This window comes from Arenibacter aquaticus, from assembly GCF_003957295.1.
GTDB lineage: Bacteria > Bacteroidota > Bacteroidia > Flavobacteriales > Flavobacteriaceae > Arenibacter > Arenibacter aquaticus.
The window spans coordinates 531721-549815 of sequence record NZ_RQPJ01000021.1 but is presented as its reverse complement, the minus strand read 5'-3'; the positions used below and the strand labels follow the sequence as shown (position 1 = coordinate 549815).

The 18095-nt window shown below is 40.5% G+C and carries 9 protein-coding genes; all 9 read left to right on the top strand.

Annotated features, from left to right (window positions below; translation table 11 throughout):
• Window position 1: 1 nt before the first annotated feature.
• Complete coding sequence (locus EHW67_RS18210; protein ID WP_126163813.1) at window positions 2-1000, top strand: PorP/SprF family type IX secretion system membrane protein; 999 nt, start codon at window positions 2-4, stop codon at window positions 998-1000.
• A gap of 387 nt (window positions 1001-1387) precedes the next feature.
• Window positions 1388-1996 carry an RNA polymerase sigma-70 factor gene (locus tag EHW67_RS18205; RefSeq protein WP_126163812.1) on the top strand — a complete coding sequence of 203 codons (609 nt, stop codon included), beginning with the start codon at window positions 1388-1390 and terminating at the stop codon, window positions 1994-1996.
• Window positions 1997-2067: 71 nt separating this feature from the next.
• A complete protein-coding gene (locus EHW67_RS18200) occupies window positions 2068-3201 on the top strand; it encodes a FecR family protein (RefSeq protein ID WP_126163811.1) in 1134 nt (377 codons plus the stop codon).
• Between the two features lie 141 nt (window positions 3202-3342).
• On the top strand, window positions 3343-6741 hold the full coding sequence (locus EHW67_RS18195) for a SusC/RagA family TonB-linked outer membrane protein (protein WP_202912009.1): 3399 nt from the start codon (window positions 3343-3345) through the stop codon (window positions 6739-6741).
• A gap of 4 nt (window positions 6742-6745) precedes the next feature.
• Window positions 6746-8416 carry a RagB/SusD family nutrient uptake outer membrane protein gene (locus EHW67_RS18190; protein WP_202912008.1) on the top strand — a complete coding sequence of 557 codons (1671 nt, stop codon included), beginning with the start codon at window positions 6746-6748 and terminating at the stop codon, window positions 8414-8416.
• Window positions 8417-8429: 13 nt separating this feature from the next.
• On the top strand, window positions 8430-10955 hold the full coding sequence (locus EHW67_RS18185) for an alkaline phosphatase D family protein (protein ID WP_126163810.1): 2526 nt from the start codon (window positions 8430-8432) through the stop codon (window positions 10953-10955).
• Between the two features lie 97 nt (window positions 10956-11052).
• The gene (locus EHW67_RS18180; RefSeq protein WP_126163809.1) at window positions 11053-12615 is read left to right on the top strand and encodes a sulfatase family protein; all 1563 of its coding nucleotides are present in this window, start codon (window positions 11053-11055) and stop codon (window positions 12613-12615) included.
• Window positions 12616-12781: 166 nt separating this feature from the next.
• Window positions 12782-14308: a sulfatase family protein gene (locus EHW67_RS18175; protein WP_126163808.1), complete on the top strand. Its 1527-nt coding sequence runs from the start codon at window positions 12782-12784 to the stop codon at window positions 14306-14308.
• A 551-nt stretch (window positions 14309-14859) separates the two neighbouring features.
• The gene (locus EHW67_RS18170) at window positions 14860-18084 is read left to right on the top strand and encodes a SusC/RagA family TonB-linked outer membrane protein (RefSeq protein ID WP_202912007.1); all 3225 of its coding nucleotides are present in this window, start codon (window positions 14860-14862) and stop codon (window positions 18082-18084) included.
• Window positions 18085-18095 lie beyond the last annotated feature (11 nt).

Here is an 18095-nt window from a genome sequence, read left to right as displayed (position 1 = left end):
AATGAAAAAACAAAATATAATATTCCTTTTACTTATTCTTATTTCGTTGGGAGCTTCTGCCCAAGAGAAATTTGTACATAATCTAAGTAAGGTTCCCGCTTCCTTAAATCCCAGTTTTCATGCCTTTAAGGACAAAACCCGAATAGGGGTATTGGCAGAATTCGCCAGTCAAAGTCAAGGTACGGAATCCCAGCACAAATATGCCTTTGGTTCCACTGCTTTTGAGGAATACAACTTTCAATTGGGATTGGACCTGTTCAATAACAATTTAAACAATTCAGGCTATAATTACACCTCGGCGGCATTGAGTTATATGTACAAATTGGTACTGCCCAACGATTGGATCTTGTATCCAGGTATAACGGGTGGATACAGTAACTATAGGTATGACTTCAACAATCTTACCTTTCAGGATCAAATAAATATATTTACTGGGCAGATTAGTGCCAATACCATAGATCCCATTACTGCTTCAGAAAATATTGGGTACTTGGATTTAGGAGCTTCCGTATTGATTCATAACGATACCAATATGCTATTAGGTCTATCTCTTAAGCATCTTAATAGGCCCAAAATATCCTCGAGACAAAGTGAAAACAATGTAAATTTGAATATGTTGGTCTCCGGTCAGTTTGGTTATGAGTTGGATATCAATAAATACGGACAGGCCAAGTTGCCAGAGTACTCTTATTTGTATTTATTCAATGCCGTATCGGTGCAAGGTCCCAATACCAGACTAGACTTTTATCAAGACGTTATTCTTGGTAACTTCAGCATAGGAGTCAATGAACATGTTAATTTTATGGAAAATGCATCTTTTTCTGAAATTGGCTTCGCCACAAGTCTTACCCTGGAGACCTTTGAATTTGGTCTCAACTATAGACTCCCCTTTGGTGCCGAGGCAAAACAATTTATACCCAGTTCCCTAGAGCTGTTTCTGGTTTTTGATATCTCCCGTTTCAAGGAGAGAAGAAGATCTAACTATAGTCGTTTTTACTAGAATAATACCATCTAAACAGATATCGGTGCAAAACTGCATAACACCTCTTTATGGATGAGCCTAGGCCTATGTTTTTTATATAAAACTAAGTCTGGGCTATTTCTATTCCTCGCTATTACCACCTATAACTATATTCTTGAATTGTCTTTTGAGCTTATAAGGTTATTACACTTATAGTTACTTCATACAAAAGTGTAGCAGGGTACATATCTGAAACTCAAACACAAGTGAAGCACCTCCCTATAGAGATCATTTTTTTATATAATAAGAATAGGCCATAACCAAAGCAACTATTTACACGTACATTATACATTTAATAAAAAAATGTATATTTATATCCAATAATTACATTTATACTTAAATAAAATTGTGTAATTACCAATCAATATGGATAAAAAGCTTTTAAGTTTGGCTGCATTGCGCTTTCATCAATTCAAGGAAGGTGACCGTCGTGCATTTGAGTTTTTCTTTAAGCAACATTTTAACAATTTGGTTGGTTTTGGTATTCAGTTTATAGGCGATGAGGATAAAGCCCGTAGTGTAGCCCAAGATGCCTTTATAAAGTTATGGGAGAACCGGGAAAAAGTACAAAAAATAAATGGGATCAAAGCCTTTTTGTACAGGTCTGCCAAGACCGATTGTTTAAACCTTCTTAGACATCACAAAGTGGTTCAAAAATATAGATCCAAAACCCTGCACGATAGGGAGTGTTCCCTACACATTGAAATATTGAACTCCATGGAGTTCGATTCCGTTACCCTTTCGGAATTGGAGCAACACATTGAAAAGTCGATCGAAGAATTACCAAATAAGTGTAAGCAGGTGTTTGTAAAAAAGCGATTGGAGAATAAAAAAAATAAGGAAATAGCTGAAGAGCTGGGAATCACCATAAAAGCCGTTGAAGCCAATATAACCAGGGCTACCAAATTCCTTAAATTACGCCTATCAAATTACGTTTACCTAATATTAATCTATTGTATTTTACGTTTTCTGTAAAAAAAGTAAAAAATTAATATAGGGTATATTACTTTTTAGGTGTACTTAATTGGAATACTAAATTCCAATTAATGGATTACGATTTAATTTCAAAATATTTTTCCGGTAAGGCTTCAGAGGAAGAAATTGCATTGATCTTTCAATGGATAGATCGTTCTCCTAAAAATAAAAGAGCATTTATTCAATTTAAACAGTCCTATGCCTTAGATGCTAAAAGCGACGAAGATTTAGAAAAGGCTTGGCTTTTACTAGAGGAAAAATTGGACAAGGGCAAACCCTCCAATTATTTTTCAGGCTTTCTAAGATATGCTGCAATCTTCCTTCTCATAGGCTCCCTTGGATACCTCTTAACAAAACCTAATGTACCTTCAGAAGTGCTGGTATTTGATAAAAATGCCATTATCCTTAAAATGGGTGATGGAAGTATTGAAACAATTACAGAGTTGGGCGAACGTACCATAGTTGAACAAAACGGAATGGTCGTTGGCAAGCAACAAGGGAGTGTCTTAAACTATAGGGGTGAATCCGATAAGGCTTTTCATTCCAAACCCATTTATAACGAATTGTCCGTTCCCTATGGAAAGTCGTTTAAACTAGTACTCTCCGATGGCACAAGGATTCATCTAAATTCCGGGAGTTCCATAAAATATCCGGTAAAATTTACCAATAGTACCAAAAGGCAGGTTTTTCTTAGCGGGGAAGCATTTTTTGAGGTTACCAAAGATGCCTCCCATCCCTTTGTAGTAAGGGTAAACGACTTAAATGTGCGGGTGCTTGGCACAAAATTTAACGTTTCCTCCTATCCCGAAGAGGATGATGTTAACACCGTCTTGGTTGAAGGGTCGGTTGCATTGCATCAAAATATGAGCGACTTTAATCTAGAAGGTGCAGTTTTTCTGGAGCCTGGAAATAAAGGGGTTTGGAACCCAAATTCAAAAGAAACCAAAATAGAAGAAGTAGATACGAATCTATATACCAGTTGGATGGAAGGACGACTTATTTTTAGAAATACCCCTTTCAAGGTAATGCGAAAAAAGTTGGAGAGACACTATAATGTATCTATCGTAAACCGAAATAAAATTTTAGAGGAAAAAACCTATAATGCGGTTTTTGATGTAGAAAGTATAGAGCAAGTATTCCGAACGTTACAAGAAATCTATGCTATAGAATATGTTATTAATGAAAACAACATAATAATTAATTAATCAACAAACTCAAACCAAATGAATTGAAAATTAATAAGCTTACAAATTCCACTTTTTAAAAAAACCAGAAAATGTTGCGAGCATTTTCTGGTAGATAAAGTGATTAAAGAAAATTAACCACCAAAACTGTTTTACTAAATTATGAAAAAAACTAACAAACCACGGAATCGTAGTGGTTGGTCATGGCGATTCGATTTGAAAATGAAATTAACCACTCTATTATTTGTAGTAGTACTCTTTCAAGTAAAGGGGAATACCTATTCCCAAAACACAAAAATAAATCTGAATCTAGAGGATGTAAGTGTTTATGAGGTACTCAATGAAATTGAGTCGAAAACAGCGTTTAAATTCTTTGTGGACACCAAAGAAGTTGACTTGGAACGTAAAGTTACCGTAAAGGTTAAAAGGGTAACAGTAAAAAAAATATTGGAACATGTATTTAGCGGAACCAATATTGGCTATAAGGTATTGGATAAACAAATAGCCTTGAAACCAATAGATGGCAAAGTTCAAAAAACTGACCAAGACAGTGGTCTAAAGAAAAAGAATGAAACCCAGCAACCTACCATATCGGGAACAGTATTGGATGAAGCGGGTATGTCGCTCCCTGGAGCCAGTGTAGTTGAAAAAGGCACTACCAATGGTACTCAGACCGATTTTGACGGAAATTTCACATTGGAACTAACCAGTTCCGAAGCTGTTCTGGTTGTTTCTTACATCGGATTTTCCACTAAGGAAATTCCAATTTCCGGGCAGACAACCCTTAGCATTACTCTTGAGGAGAGTGCCGCAGGCTTGGATGAAGTTGTGGTGGTGGGCTATGGCACCCAAAAGAAGGTCAATGTAATTGGTTCCATTTCTCAAGTGTCATCCAAAGACATAGAAAACAGGCCAGTTACACAGGCTTCCCAAGCCATTACAGGGCAAATGCCAGGAGTAACGGTAATACAAAGAACAGGAAGACCTGGACAAAGTGGTGGGGATATTCGCGTTAGGGGTGTAGGTTCTTTTGGGGCCACTCCAAATGCCCTGGTGCTCATTGACGGTATTGCCGGTACCTTGAACGATATTAACCCGGACGATATCGCATCAATTTCCGTTTTAAAGGACGCTTCCTCCGCAGCCATCTACGGTGCTAGATCGGCCAATGGAGTAATATTGATAACAACCAAAAGCGGTAACAATAAGAAGTTTTCTATTAGCTATAACAGTTATATAGGTGTCAATGAAGCCACTGAACTTCCAGAATTTGTCAACTCCTGGGAATATGCAGAAATGTATAACATTGCTTCGGGGAGTAATAGTTTTAGCGCGGAGGACATTGAGCGATATAGGGCCCAAAATGATCCTGACAATTATCCGAATACCAGATTCCTGGAGGACCTATTCTCAGAAAACGGAATCCAAACCTCCCATACACTTACTGTAAATGGAGGTGATGAGAGAAATAAATATTATGTTTCCGCAGGTTTTATGGATCAACAAGGTATTGTACCTAAAAATAGCTTTAACCGCTATAACTTTCGTATGAACCTCAATAATAAATTGGGAGAAAAATTTGAATTGAACACTAGATTCTTTGGTGCTTTGGAAGAACGTAAAGAACCACAGGCCACGGCAAATAAAGGGGGTGGATTTTTAGATCAATTGGTTCAAAATGCCGTGCGCTATCCTGCCACTTTTTTAGGGCGGGATTCCCAAGGTAATTATGGCATTGGACCAGAAAGCGGAGGAACACCAGTTGCTTGGTTGGACTCCCAATCCTATTTAAACAATCCAACCACCAGAGTAGGGGTAAACCTTAAATTGGATTGGAAACCTACTGATGATCTAATCTTTTCTGCTATAGGGGGGTATAACTTTACCCTTGATGAGCAACGTTCCTATTTGGCCTCCCAAAGACTAAATGAAGATGTGTTCTTGGGACAATCCTACCTTGATCAATACAGCAACAAGACAATTTTTAAGACCATGCAGTTTACAGGAGAGTATACCAAAGAATTTGGATCCCATGATTTTAGTCTGTTGGCAGGATACTCTTTTGAAAATGAAGAAATATCCTTATTTAACGGCTACCGTCAGGATTTTGCCAGTAATGATTATACCGTAATGGATCTAGGGAGCGCAGAAAATCAGCAATCCGGGGGCTATGATGCAGAATGGGCCTTACAATCATTTTTCTCACGTCTAAAGTATAGTATCAATGAGAAGTATTTGTTTGAAGCTACCATGCGATATGACGGGTCTTCCCGTTTTCCCGAAAATAATAAGTACGCCTTTTTCCCATCTGCTGCTCTGGGCTGGCGTATTTCACAAGAACCATTTATGGAGCAAGTATCTTGGATGTCCAATTTAAAACTTAAAGCATCTTGGGGTATATTAGGTAATCAGAATATAGGAAATTATCCATACCAAACTGTTTTGGCCTCCGGCAGGGATTACTCATTGGGAGGTGGACTAGCCACAGGAGCGGCATATGCCAATTATAAGGATGCCAATATTAAATGGGAATCTACCCAGACCACGGATATAGGGATAGAATCCGGTTTCTTTGATGGCAGGCTAAGTTTTAACACCACCTATTTTAACCGAAATACTACCGATGTATTGTTTAAGCCTTCTGCCAGTATTTCTTCTGTTTTAGGGGTAGGCATTAGTGAAACCAATACCGGTGAAGTAAAAAATACCGGTTGGGAGTTTGATCTTGGCTATCGTGGAAACAAAGGGGATTTCGGATATTCAATAAACGCAAATTTCTCTATTATCAATAATGAAGTAATCACCTTGGGGTTGGGTAATGTAGAGCAACCCAACGGTTTAGTTGGGAACGGATCCAACCTATTTATAGGCTATCCCATGCATATGTACTATGGTTATGAGACCGATGGTGTTTTTTTAAACGACGGTGAAGTAGGCAACTGGCCCGATATGACCGCCGTAAACCCAACAGCTCAGGCTGGAGACATTAGGTACAAAGATATTAGTGGCCCGGACGGGGTTCCGGATGGAAAGGTAGATCCTACTTATGACCGTACTTATTTGGGCAGTAGAATTCCAAAATATACTTTTGGCGCCAATCTAGGGTTTAACTATAAGAATTTTGACCTGTCCGTCCTGCTTCAAGGAACAGCTGAGGTTAAAGGACAATTGGACGGTTATGCCGGTTATGCATTTTTTAATCTAGGCAATATACAACGTTGGCAAATGGAAGGTAGGTTTGATCCGGAAAATCCTGTCCGTTACCCAGAATATCCAAGGCTGGAAGTATTGACCAACAGTGGCTCGGCCAATACGGCTACCTCAGATTTTTGGGTTGTCAACTCCGGCTATCTTCGTATAAAGAACATACAACTCGGATATAATTTTCCAAATACACTTACCAATTCCATGGGGATTGATAACCTTAGATGTTATTTAGGGGCAGAAAATCTGCATTCCTTTAATTCCTATAGACAAGGATGGGATCCTGAAATAATCGGGGGTGGCGCGTATTACCCCATTTTAACCACTTACACCTTTGGAATAAACCTAAAATTTTAAGATCATGTTCAAAATATATAACAAACAGTCATCTAAATCCAACTTCCTTAGATTCCTTATCATTGGGAGCCTTAGTTTGGGAACTATGGTTTCATGCGATAAGGAGCTGGAGCAATTCCCTAGCAACGCTTTTGCCGCGGATAATTTCTGGACATCAGAGTCCAATGCCAATATTGCCCTTACCGGAGCATATAGGGGCGCCATAGAATATGGGACACAGGTTGTCCCGTCAGATTGGTGGACCTATTGTGGTATAGTATTTATGGAATTTGCAACCGATAATGCATATGACCGTAGAGGTGACAACTCTACCCAGAACCGCTTAACAAACGGTACCCTTTTACCCAATAACAATGTAGTAAACGGATATTGGAAGGGGTCCTATAAACGGATAGCTATCTGTAACGATTTTCTGGAGAATATTGATGAGGTAGCAATGGAACAGGCCAAAATAGATAGAATGTCCGCGGAAGTTCAGTTTTTAAGGGCCACACAGTATTTTTATATTTCCCAATTTTGGGGCAGTGCTCCCCTTGTAACCACTACCTTGACTCCTGATGAAGCCAATAATGTTGATAAGGCTTCCAAAAGTGAATTGGTTGCTTTTGTGGAAAACGAGCTTAAGGCTGCCGCTGCAGTTTTACCTTCTTTTGGTGAACTCAAAGCTGATGAAGCTGGTAGGGCAAGTAAACAGGCCGCATGGGCTTTCTTGGGAAGACTTTATCTAGGTGAAAAGAAATTCAATGAGGCGTCGCAGGTCTACAAACAAATTATAGATGAGGGCGATAATATCATTGACCCGGATTATCAATCGTTGTTTACGCCGACCAATGAGGCCAGTAGTGAGAATATTTTTAGTTCCCAGTATTTTGGAGGACAGGCTGGCAATGCTCTGCCACAGCATGCTTACCCCGCAGTTGCCTCGGGCTGGCATATAGTAAACCCCTTGGGAAGCTTGGCCGATGCCTATGGTTTTGATGATGGAACGCCATTGTCCTATGACGATCCCAGATTTGACTATTCTGATATGGGAGCCAATAGGGATCCAAGATTTAGATATAACTTTATATGGGACGGGTCAACCTTTGCTGGTAAGACCTATGATTGTCATCCAGATTCCACCGGATCTGTAGATCAATTGACCTATTCCAAACAGGCAACTAGAACGGGATATGGATTGAGAAAATTCTTTGACGAATCTTTTAGTGGCAATCTGAGGTCCGACTATGGTGGTAATATTCCAATTATTAGATATGCCGAAGTATTGCTTAGTTATTTGGAAGCGGAACTAGAAGCTGGAAACCCAATAACCCAGGAATTATTGGACCTTACCATAAATGCTGTGAGAGGAAGGGCCTCTGTAGGATTGCCTCCTATAACCGAAACCGATGCTGATCTCTTAAGGCCAATCTTACGAAATGAAAGAAGAATTGAATTAGCGTTGGAAGGTCAGCGATTATGGGATATATTTAGATGGGAAATTGGTGACGAAGTATTGGTAGGTGATTTTTGGGGGGCTCCCTTCCCAAATTCAACCTTGTATCCAACTACCTCCAAGAAAATAGACGCCCAGTCCAGATGGTATGTCACCACTAAAAATTTCCGGGAAGGAGTTGATGACGTTTGGCCAATACCAGAAACAGAGGTAAACGTAAATCCTAAATTAGGAAATTAAATTTATAAAGCACATGAGCTTAAAAAGAAGAAAATTTATTCAAAAAGCAGGATGGGCCATTCCTATAATGGCCCACCCTTTCCCTAATATACTCGGCCAAAATGAGTTATTGGAAGAAAGTAGTAAAAGAGAAATTTCAATATCGGCCGAATTTAATTTTGAACGCCTAAATGATAGAATATGGATAGGCAAGGATTTCTGGAGTATTCCTATGGAGGATTGGGAAATAACAAACAATAGACTACAGTGTAAGAGTACCAAAAAGAACACGCGTTTAAATCTATTGACCTACCTACTTAAAAAGGATAAAGGAGATTTTAAGATAAAAAGTAAGTTGGGGCTGTTGGGAAATGACAAAACCAAGGGCAGCGTAGGCTTTACTGTGGGTATACAGGACAGTACGGACAGGAACAGCATAAAGGCCGCTTGCTATTTTGGCCAAGGGCTAGCCATGGGTGTCAGCTTAGAGGGCAAGTTGTTTGTAGGCAAAGAGGAAGTTACTTTACCCAGAGGATTTGACTATACGGAATTTGAATTGCAGTTAGAGACAGCTCCTAATGATAATGGATATCAATGCCAGTTGTCCGTGGTAGATCTCAAGGATCAGAAAGCCCAATTAACCTACCAACATTCTGGTGAATTGGCCGGTTTGGTGGCTTTGGAGCAAAATATGAACGAAAAGGGAGGCAGCACCTTTTGGTCCAAATACTTGAGTGTTGAAGGCAATAAAGTAGAATATAATCCTTCCAACAGTTTTGGGCCAGTGCTATGGGCAATGTACACCCTATCCAAAAACACCTTAAAACTAACGGCTCAATTCCCACCGGTAGGAGAAAAAGATTCCCAAAAAGTAGAACTACAATTCCGTAGAAATAATAGATGGGTGAAAGAAAAAACTTTAGAAATAGATACTGTATCCTATACCGCCATATTTCAGATAACAGATTGGAACTCCACCGAAAACACCAATTACCGCTTGGTATATAAGATAGATGGAAAAAAACAATTTTATGAAGGCACTATTAGGCAGGAACCCATTGGAAAACCACTACGATTTGGAGGGTTGACCTGCCAGGAATGGGCCGGATATCCTTATAGGCCTCTAGTGGAAAACCTTGAAAAAACAGATCCCGATATGCTCTTTTTTTCCGGGGACCAGTTATATGAGGGGAATGGGGGATATCCTATTAAAAGACAACCAGAGGACAGTGCTATCTTGAATTATTTGGGCAAATGGTATATGTTTGGATGGGCCTTTGGCAATATTATGAGGGATAGGCCTACCATTTGTACCCCGGACGACCATGATGTATATCAAGGGAATTTGTGGGGAGAAGGCGGACAAGGAATTTCGTTTGAAAAATGGAAAAAAGTTCAGGACGCCCATGGGGGACTGGTTCAAACCCCTAACATGGTAAACGTAGTTTACCGTACACAGTGCGGTCACCTTCCCGATCCCTATGACCCTAAGCCGTTACCTTCAGGAATAAATAATTGGTATACGCAAATGGTATACGGCAGGGTGAGTTTCGCCATTGTAAGTGACAGGCTATTTAAATCGGGGCCGGAAATGCTTAGACCGGGGAAAGGACGGATTGATCATCTTACTGCACCTGCTACACCAGAGGAATTGGATGCCCAAAACCTGGATTTTATTGGCAACCGGCAAATGGAATTTCTAGATAAATGGATTGAAGATTGGGAAGGAACAGACATGAAGGTATTATTGAGTCAGACCCTATTTTCTAACGTAGGTACCCACCATGGTCCTAGAAAGCAATTCTTGTTTGGGGATTTGGATTCAGGTGGATGGCCCAAATCCAAACGCGATAAAGTTATTAGAACCCTTAGGAAGGCAAGTGCCTTTCATATAAATGGGGACCAACATTTACCCTTTATGGTACAATATAGTGTAGATGGGATACGCGATGGGGGATGGACATTTTGTACCCCGGCTATTTCAACAGGGTACCCTAGATGGGGGCAACCGGATTCGGTCAATATTCCTTTTACAGACAGACCGGAGCACGCATTGCCCAATACGGGCTGTTATCGCGATGGTTTTGGTAACTATAATTATATCTACGCCGTTGGGAATCCGGAAGACGATTTTAACGAAGAGAAAAATAGATATCTAAAAGCTCAGAAAAAGGCATCTGGTTTTGGTATTGTCACCTTTAATACCAAGGCCAGGACCATTACTATGGAAGCCATTCGGTTTTTGGCAAATTTGGATATCGATTCAAAGGAAAATACCTATCCCGGTTGGCCATTGACCATAGATCAAAATGATAACGATGGAAGAAGACCCCTGGGCTACTTGCCAAAATTACAATGCAAGCAAGCCAACCAGCTTATTAGGATAATAAATGAAGAAAACAATGAAACGGTAAAGGCCATGCGTATAAAAGGAAAGGAATATGTCCCAGCCGTATTCTCCTTGGGAAAGTACACTTTGATAATAGGGGAGGGGGAAGATGAAAAAGTAATTAAGTCTGTCCAAATAAGTACGGACCCAAAAGAAACCGTAATAGTTTAACACCTTATTAAATGGCTTAAAAAAGCTAAAAGACATAAGTAAATTGTATATTTTTGGCTGATAAAGCCCATATTATTAAAATCAACTAATCAGAGAAATGAAAATTATTAGAAGGAATTATTTCCAGGCCGCCATAGCCATCTTGCTTTTGGTATCATGTAAATCCAAGGAGGAGAAAACAACTACTGTTACCGAGACTGAAAAAAAACCCAATATCGTATTTATATATATGGACGACTTGGGATATGGTGATATGAGCGCCTATGGTGCTACTGAAATCAGCACCCCTAATATGGATGCACTGGCAGAGGGAGGTGTGCAATTTACCAACGGCTATGCTACCTCGGCAACATGTACCCCCAGTAGGTACGCCATATTAACAGGACGGTATCCATGGCGCAATAAAGATGCCAAAATATTGCCGGGTACCGCTCCCTTGATAATTGATACCAAACAAATGACCGTCCCTAAAATGTTACAGGAAGAAGGCTACTCCACAGGTATTGTTGGCAAATGGCATTTAGGTTTGGGCAGTGGAATGGTAGACTGGAACGAGAGGGTTTCTCCGGGCCCCAATGAGGTAGGGTTTGATTATTCCTATATCTTGGCTGCTACCCAGGATAGGGTTCCTACAGTATACATTAAAGATGGCCGTGTAGACGGACTAGACCCCAATGACCCAATAGAAGTAAGTTACAAGAAAAATTTTGAAGGGGAGCCAACAGGTCTGGACAATCCGGAGCTCACTACCATGAAATGGCATCATGGACACAATAACAGTATTGTTAACGGTATACCCAGAATAGGCTTTATGAAAGGAGGGGAAGCCGCCAAATGGAGCGATGTTGATATGGCCGACCACTTTTTGGCCAAGGCCCAACAGTATGTGAAAGAACACAAGAACAAGCCTTTCTTTCTGTACTACGCCCTACAGCAACCCCACGTACCACGGACACCACACCCTCGCTTTGCCGGCAAATCCGGAATGGGACCAAGAGGTGACGTTATTTTGGAAGCCGATTGGGTTATAGGTGAATTTATGAAAACCTTGGAAAACGAGGGCCTACTAGAAAATACCTTAATCGTATTCTCCAGTGACAATGGCCCAGTCGTAAATGATGGATACTATGACGACGCCGTGGAAAAATTGGGAGACCATACCCCATCCGGTCATTTAAGAGGTGGCAAATACAGTTTGTTTGACGCCGGCACCCGTGTGCCATTCATCACCTATTGGAAAGGCAAGATAACTCCAGCAAAGTCGGACGCCTTGGTATGCCAGGTAGACTTGCTAACCTCAATGGCCGCCTTGGTAGGAAGCGATAGAACAGGAGAGGACAGTAAAAACCTCTTGGACGTATTTTTAGGTAAATCCAATAATGGTAGGGAACAACTGGTGTTGGAGGCCACATCCAGAACAGCCTTTAGAAAAGGTGATTGGGCAATGATTCCACCGTATAAAGGAGCTGCAATTAATAAATGGGTAAATATTGAGCTGGGCAATTCAAACGAATATCAACTGTATAACCTGGCCAAAGATCCTAGTCAAAGAGAGAATTTAGCTTCCTCCAACCCGGAAAAACTGCAGGAATTGATCGCTGATTTTCAAGAAATTAGGGGTAAATCCGGTAAGGATGTGCAAGCTTTGGAACTTAAATAAACTGATATAAATCCCACAAGAAATTGGCCAAAACCACATTGTGCCTGGATCATTTTCCTTTTAATCTGCGGATATAGCAATACTGTGTTTTAAATTTTAAAAACTGTGGATAGAAGCCATATAGTTTAATAATCCTTATTCATGGAATCCAAGTAAATAGTATCATATGAGAAGTAGAAAAATAGTCACCTTGATATTTGCGGCTGTTTGTCTAAGCCAATTAGTCAATGGTCAATCCAATATTAAAAGACCAAATATTCTATTTTGTATCGCAGACGATGCTTCCATGAAGAGTTTTGGGGCTTATGGCGACACCTTTGTAAAGACTCCTTCCATAGACAGCATAGCCAAGGAAGGAGTTGTCTTTGACAATGCCTATAATGGTAACCCCAAATGCTCCCCCGCAAGGGCTTGTATCCTTACAGGCAAGTATAGTTGGCAACTCAAAGAAGCCGCTGACCACAATGGTAGGTTTCCTACCGAGTTTAAAACCTATCCACAATTATTGGAGAAACAAGGGTATAAGGTAGGTTTCACTGGAAAAGGATGGGGTCCTGGCGTCTATGATACACAAGACAATCCTGCAGGACCCCAATATAACCGCATACGAACAGCCCCCCCTTATAAAGGAATTAGCGACATAGATTATGCTGCCAATTTTGAGGAGTTTCTAAATAAAAAGGGAAAAACTGCCCCGTTCTGCTTTTGGCTGGGAGCCAAAGAACCACATCGGTCCTATGAATTGGATTCGTGGAAAAAAGCTGGTCGGGAATTAAAGGAAGCAGCAGTACCTCCCTTTTATCCGGACAACGAAATAGTCCGCGGAGATCTATTGGATTATGCCAATGAGGTGGAATGGTATGACACCCAGGTAGGACGTGCAATTAACATACTAGAGGGTAGGGGACTGTTGAACAATACCTTGATAGTGATAACCTCGGATCACGGCATGCCTTTCCCTAGGGTTAAAGGGCAAATCTATGAGGAAGGCTTTCACATCCCATTGATAGCGTATTGGAAGGGTAGAATAATCCCAGGGCGCAGGGTGAACGATTTTGTTAGTTTTTCAGATTTGGCACCCACCTTCATGGAAGTAGTGGGTAAGGCCCCACACCAACAAATGACCGGTACAAGCCTTATGAAACAATTACTATCCAAGAAGTCGGGGCAAATAGACCCTCTAAGAGACCATGTCCTTTTGGGCAAAGAACGTCATGATGTGGGCCGTTCCAATGAAGACGGAAAAGATTTGGCATATCCAGTGCGTGCCATACGTAACGATTCCCTCTTATACGTTCACAATATAAAACCGGAAAGATGGCCTGTTGGTAACCCGGAATACGGTTTCTTGAATTGTGATGGTTCACCCACTAAAAAATATCTTACAGATTTAGTACCGGAAGATGAAGAGTATTTCTATTTTGAGATGAATTTTGACAAAAGGCCAGAGCACGAACTCTACAATATACAAAAGGATCCCCATTGCATAAATAATCTCGCTATTCTTCCGGAATACGCTGGCCAAATTGCCAAACTACGTTCCCAAATGGAAGCGGAGCTTATAGCACAGGGAGATCCCAGGACATTGGGTAAGGGTGATGTCTTTGATAATTATATCTACTACGGAAAGCGATTGGATTACAAGACTGGTAAGCGCATATCTTCCTTGAAATATGTAAAAAAGCCAGAATAATAATGGCTTATCATAGTTACTACTATGTATGAATTACCTCAATTCTATTAGGATATGGGGTTGAGTAAGGCCCAAAAGAAGCGGGTTCTAAAACAGCATAAGATGCTCTGAAATTTTAAATTTAAGTATTGGGTATTAGGAAAAGTGAGAATTCTCTAGAACTGCTATATATGCCATTTAGTCCAATTCCAATCCAAATTATTAAGTTTATATAATTCAAAAGAAGCACCCATAGACCTCCTGTATAATCACCAATGCACCCTTCTTTTTAATTGGAACACCACTAAATCACTTCACTAATAGAGTTGAAAAAATATTTTTTTATTCCAAATCTATTCTTATATTCGAAAAGTTAATTATTTGTTAACACGTAATTTATGACATAAAATTGTGCCAACTACCCACTAAATCTGTAACACAACTAAGATTCTCATAAACTTTTAAGTTAATATTTAGGTTTATGGAATTTGGCTTTAAATTGAATTTTAAATTACGAGGGGACAAATAATAACAGGATTAACAACTATTTTAAAACCAACTAAATTATTATGATGAAAAATCGCTTAGACAAATTGATGCCTAAGGCAACGGGATTCCTATTACCCGTCATGCTTTTTTCCATGGGCATTTCAACCACAGCTGTCCATGCAAATCTAAAGGACAACAGTATTTTATCGGAAAAAATACAATCGATTGTACAAGGAACGGTAACCGATGAAGATGGCATTCCCCTTCCCGGTGCCAGTGTAATAATAAAGGGAACAACAACCGGTACGGTGACAGATTTTGACGGAAACTATAGCCTGGAGGCTCCCTCTGACGCCATTTTGGTATTTAGCTATATAGGTTATAAATCCACTGAAGTACCAGTTGATGGAAAATCTACCGTAAATGCCAGTATGCCTATTGATGCAGGCCAACTTGAAGAAGTGGTGGTTGTAGGGTATGGTACCCAGAAAAAGAAAAACCTAACCGGTTCTGTGGGTATTGCAGATGCCGAACGTCTGGAGAACAGACCTATTACTTCTGCGGGACAAGGGCTACAGGGTGTTGTTCCCAACCTAAACATATCCATCCGAAACGGGGATCCAACAGGGAGCGCGGATTTCAACATTCGGGGCTTTGAATCTATTAATGGTGGTAGTCCACTTATTTTGGTAGATGGGGTTCCAATGGACTTAGAACGTATTAATCCCAATGATATTAAAAGTGTTTCCGTCCTAAAAGATGCATCCGCAGCAGCTGTTTATGGAGCAAGAGGTGCCTTTGGTGTAATCTTGGTAGAGACAAAAAAAGGTAGGGTTGGTAAAACCAGTATCAATTTCAGTACACAGCAATCCTATGCCAAACCTATTTTTCATATAGATCCGGTAACAGATCCTTATGACTTGGTGACCTACATAAATAAGGCTACCATTCGTACCAGTGGACAACCGGCATACGATGACGATTATGTTGCCGGAGCCAAAAGATATTCTGAAAATCCAATTCCCGAAAACGAATGGGGTGTTAAAAACGGTACCTTACGGTATTTCGGAAATAACGAATATAACGATAAAGCCATCGCAGATTTTAGTCCTCAAAAGACCTATGACTTTAGTATTAGTGGAGCCACGGAAAAGGCATCCTATTATGTCTCATTTGGATATTTAAGTAAGGACGGATATATTAATAATGCCGATAAAAACGAGAAGTTTAAGCGCTACAACATTTTAATGAAAACCGACTATCAGGTAAACGATTGGTTAAACCTGGATTCTAAAATTGTGTACAATAACCAAAATAGTGACAAGCCCCACTTTTACAATTGGGACGTTAACATTAACACAGTGGCTAGGGTAACCTCTATTACTCCCTTGAAATTCCCAGACTTACCCTACTACCAAACTCCTGGTGACCGGGCAACCTACGAGCCATATATAGGTATGTATTTTGGTACTTTTTTGCCCTATTTGGAAGACGGCGGACGCGATACCTTTGTGGCAGGCGATATCTGGCTAACCCAAGGAGTAACCTTGGATCCGGCTCCTGGCTTAAAAATTAGAAGTGATTTCTCCTATAATTCCTTTAATAGAAATGACAGGGATGTTGCCAGCAAAATTGAAATTGTTAGTACAGATCTAAATGCCGACCCCATTATCACTAACGGCCTTAGTGGTAACGATTATATCCAAGAGACCAACAATCGCAATGAATACTATGTTTTTAACGCCTTTGCTGAATATGAGTTTAATGCAGATAAGGCCAATAAAGACCATTTTCTTAAAGCCATGATCGGCTTCAACCAAGAATGGGGCCATAAACGCTATTTTTCCGCTAGAGCACAGACCTTGATCACTCCACAGATCAATAATATTAGTGCAACCACTGGTGCACAGACCACGAATGGCAATGAAACAGCTTTCTCTTTAAGAGGTGGTTTTTATAGACTGAACTATATTTTCAAAGACAGGTATCTGTTTGAGGCCAATGGCCGATATGACGGTACTTCCCGTTTTCCAACTGATGATCGTTTTGGTTTCTTTCCTTCCTTTTCCGCAGGTTGGAATGTATCCGAAGAGTCGTTCATGAATAGTGCAGCCGGCTGGTTGGATCAATTTAAAATTAGGGGGTCCTGGGGATCCTTGGGGAACCAGTCTGTGGAAAGTAATTACGGTAATTATCCTTACATCACCAGTTTGGGATCCAATACCTCGCCCTTTATACTTGGATCTGGAAGAACACCTTACGTGAGTCCAGGAGGTTTGGTGAGCCCTAGTTTAACATGGGAAACCGTGGTCTCCAAGAACATTGGTTTGGATTTGGCCCTGTTCAGTAATAAGTTGGCTGTTACTGCTGACTATTATACCCGTGATACCAAAGACATGTTAATGTCTGTTGACTATCCCGGTCTTTTGGGTACCGGCGCACCAGCTAGTAATGCCGCAGATTTACGTACCAATGGCTGGGAGCTATCCGTAACCTGGCGGGATACCTTTGGTGAGCACGGACGTTGGGGCTTGAACCTCGCCCTATCCGATAATCAGACTGAAATTACCAAGTATGACAATCCATCGGGCTCTTTGTCCGAATATTACGTTGGGCAAAAAATTGGTGATATATGGGGATACGAAACAGTTGGGATTTTTCAAACTGATTCCGAGGTAGCTGCCGCTCCTGATCAGTCACCCATTGGGAATAACTGGTCCGCAGGAGATATCCAGTATGCCGATTTAAACGGTGATGGTAAAATAGACCGTGGAAGTCAGACATTGGATGATCCAGGAGATTACAAAATAATAGGTAATACCACGGCGCGTTATTCCTTCGGAATTAACCCGGATATAAAATATAAAAATTGGTCACTAGATCTATTTTTTCAAGGACTGTTCAGGGATTACCTACCCAGTAACGGAAACTGGAATGCCTTTTATCCCAGTAATTCCAATCTTGTTGAGAAGTACTACATAACCGAATCATGGAGCCCTGAGAACCCGGATGCCTATTTTGCAGCCCCTTTGGTGGGTACCAACGACAAACGTAACATTCTTCCACAATCACGCTATGTACAGGATGCTTCTTATATCCGTCTTAAGAATGTGACACTTAGTTTTAATTTGCCCAGTACCTTATTGGATAACTTGGGCATGACCAAGGGCCAGTTATACCTTGCGGGACAAAATCTTTGGGAATCAACTAAAATGCACAAGCCTCTAGACCCAGAATCGGTATTTACCGTTACCCAGGAATACTACCTGCAGCGAATCTTAACATTTGGAGTGAATGTGTCCTTTTAATCAAAAGAAAA

What these genes read in the sequence shown, in the direction of transcription:
- EHW67_RS18190 (WP_202912008.1), top strand. Translation starts at nt 6,746, where the DNA reads ATGTTCAAAATATATAACAAACAGTCATCTAAATCCAACTTCCTTAGA.
- EHW67_RS18195 (WP_202912009.1), top strand. Translation starts at nt 3,343, where the DNA reads ATGAAAAAAACTAACAAACCACGGAATCGTAGTGGTTGGTCATGGCGA.
- EHW67_RS18175 (WP_126163808.1), top strand. Translation starts at nt 12,782, where the DNA reads ATGAGAAGTAGAAAAATAGTCACCTTGATATTTGCGGCTGTTTGTCTA.
- EHW67_RS18200 (WP_126163811.1), top strand. Translation starts at nt 2,068, where the DNA reads ATGGATTACGATTTAATTTCAAAATATTTTTCCGGTAAGGCTTCAGAG.
- EHW67_RS18180 (WP_126163809.1), top strand. Translation starts at nt 11,053, where the DNA reads ATGAAAATTATTAGAAGGAATTATTTCCAGGCCGCCATAGCCATCTTG.
- EHW67_RS18210 (WP_126163813.1), top strand. Translation starts at nt 2, where the DNA reads ATGAAAAAACAAAATATAATATTCCTTTTACTTATTCTTATTTCGTTG.
- EHW67_RS18170 (WP_202912007.1), top strand. Translation starts at nt 14,860, where the DNA reads ATGAAAAATCGCTTAGACAAATTGATGCCTAAGGCAACGGGATTCCTA.
- EHW67_RS18185 (WP_126163810.1), top strand. Translation starts at nt 8,430, where the DNA reads ATGAGCTTAAAAAGAAGAAAATTTATTCAAAAAGCAGGATGGGCCATT.
- EHW67_RS18205 (WP_126163812.1), top strand. Translation starts at nt 1,388, where the DNA reads ATGGATAAAAAGCTTTTAAGTTTGGCTGCATTGCGCTTTCATCAATTC.